We start from the raw sequence: 2,719 nt of genomic DNA, 5'->3' as shown, positions 1-2,719 counted from the left end.
TTTTTTAATCTTCTTCCATTTTCTTAGGTTGATAGGCTAGCATACCTAAACCAATAAATAGGGCTAATATCACGACAAGGTAAACGACTTGATGATGAATATTTCCTGTCATAGAGATTGTTTGTCGTAATCCCGAAACTGAATAACTCATTGGTAACCAGGGATTAATAGCTCTAAAGAAATCATTTGTCAAAGCAAGCGGGTAAGTACCTGCACTTGATGCTAACTGTAATAAAAGCAAAATAAGAGAAAAGAAAGCTCCTATATGGCTATTCCATGTTGTTAAAGCGGTCACCATGGACATGAATACTAAACTTGTTAGGATAATGAGAATAAATGTTCTCATCTCATGATTAGCCGTTAGACCAATAAGATGAACTCCTCCATATACCAAAATTCCTGCCAAAACAGCTATAATACCATTTATTTCTGCTCGAGATTTCAACCAAGCCCAACGACTCTCTGGATGACGTCCTGAAGGCAACTTCGCAAAGATCATATTCGTTGATATTGCTGCAACAAAGAGAGAAACTGATATCATATAAGGAGCCATTGCAATTCCATTTACAGGAACTTGATCATTGTCAGTTTTGGAGAGACTGAGAGGATTTGACAAAATCTCTGCATTTTTAGATTCTGTTGATGCTGACTTGAGTTGATCACTAGCATTACCTAATCCTTGTCCTAAAGAAACAACTCCTGTCTGTAAACCTTCCAATCCAGAAGTTAACTTTGTTCCACCTTCTGCTAGTTTCCCAGCTCCATCTGCCAATTTATTAGCTCCACTTTCTAATTGAGAAGCACCTGAAATTAACTGACTGGATTTGTCAGCTAGTTGGCTCGATCCTGACTGCAATTTATCAACTCCTGCTATCAATTCTTGACTCTTTTGATTCAATTGGTTAGAGCCAGTTGATAATTTTTCAATACCAGATACTAATTCTGGAGTTTTTTCAGCTAATTGACCAACTCCTGCTGTCAAGCTAGAAGATTTTTGTGTCAAGGTGTTTGAGCCTGAAACTAGTTGATCCAATCTACCTGTCAAGGTGGAATTTTTTTCACTTAGTTGACTTGCGCCCTGAGAAACTTTATCAACACCTGCAGTATATGCGTTTACACCTGATGCAATCGACTGACTGGCAGGAACTAATTTACTCGTCACTGCTCCCTGTATTTCTGTTAATCCACTTGACAATTCTGTCAAAGAAGTAGAAGCAAGCGGTAATATTTTATTAGCTTGATTTTTTAATATCGAAAGATTTGAAGATTGATTTTGTACGTTTTCTAAACTTCCCTGTAAACCTTGAACTAAAGCTATAATTGACTGTGCTGATTGAATACTATCAGTCGAATTTTGAGATACAGAAGCACTTATTTCAGCTTGTTGCTCACTTGTCAAAGATTGATAAGCTACTGTCGATTGAATATTGCCTAATGTAGTCGCTTTATCAGACTGAGCACTTGCTAACATTTGATTAGAAAGAGATACTATACTTGATAAAACAGAATCTAATTGTTTTGTATCTCCAACATCAATATTTTGAATGGCTTGGTTTAACTGATTCAGACCAGAAGATAATTGATTAATTTGATCTTTTTGCTCAGACGAAGCATCTAACTTGCTAGAAAGTTGTTGAATCCCTTCACTTAATTGCTCCACCCCCATTCGAAGTGTAGCTGATTGATTGGATAACTGATTAGCACCTGTTGCAAGACTTCCCACTCCATTGGTATAGGCACTAACACCAGATGAAAATTGATTAAGACCAGCATTGAGCTGAGAAACACCGCCAGTATAGGACTCTACACCAGTATATAACTGATTGATTCCCCTTACTAATTCAGGACTTTTAGAAGATAATTGACCTAATCCGCTATCTAATTGACTCACTGCACCAGTATATGTAACTAAACCACTATTAAAATTCCCTAAGCCAAGATGAAGTTGTTCAACACCAGAGACATAAGAGGATAATCCTTTAGTAAACTGCTCCGTTCCATTTGAAAATGTTAAACTTGAAGCTGCTAAAGAGTGTAGATTAGTAGTTAATGTTTGACTTCCTGCGACTAACTGATTCGCTCCATCAGTTAGTTTTTCACTACCAGAATCTGCTTGACTCATACCATCCTTTAAATCGACCATTTTGTTGAATAAGGCTTTAGTATAGGTCGTGGTTACATTGGTAGAAACATTCTGCTTTAATTGTGTCATAGCAGAATCACTCATTTTGCTTGCAATAAAACTATGACCACTTGAAGTTTGATAATCGATTTGCATTTGCTCTGGGTAATCCGTTAAAATAGAAGCTGCTTTTTCAGATAAATCACTTGGTAAAGCTACTACCATATAGTAATCGCCATTTTCTAAACCCTTCTTACCTTCTTCTTCATCTACAAAATGAAAATCCAAGGTTTTATTTTCTTTTAAATTGGACACCATGTCTTTTCCTATTGCCATAGTATTACCATTATAGGAAGCCTCTTTATCATTATTGACAACTGCCACAGGTAAGTCAGATAATTTCCCATATGGATCCCACATTGAGGATAAAAATATGATATTGTACAGAGCTGGAATAAGAGAAATTCCTATCATGACAATAATAAAGGTTGGTTTTTTAAAAATTGCTTTCCATTCTTTAAACATAGTTTCTCCTTTTTTAAACATATTGTCTAAAATTTTGATATAATAGATTATACAATAAAAAATCTAAATTAC

The 2,719-nt window shown here is 35.7% G+C and carries 1 protein-coding gene; it reads right to left on the bottom strand.

All coding sequences use genetic code 11. From position 1 onward, the window contains the following. Positions 1–4: 4 nt before the first annotated feature. Complete coding sequence (locus RWO85_RS10295) at positions 5–2,647, bottom strand: YhgE/Pip domain-containing protein (protein ID WP_314415760.1); 2,643 nt, start codon at positions 2,645–2,647, stop codon at positions 5–7. Positions 2,648–2,719: the final 72 nt, after the last annotated feature.

Origin of the sequence: uncultured Streptococcus sp. (genome assembly GCF_963521865.1) — a bacterium.
In the GTDB taxonomy this organism is placed as follows: domain Bacteria; phylum Bacillota; class Bacilli; order Lactobacillales; family Streptococcaceae; genus Streptococcus.
This window is presented reverse-complemented; position numbering and strand designations above follow the sequence as displayed.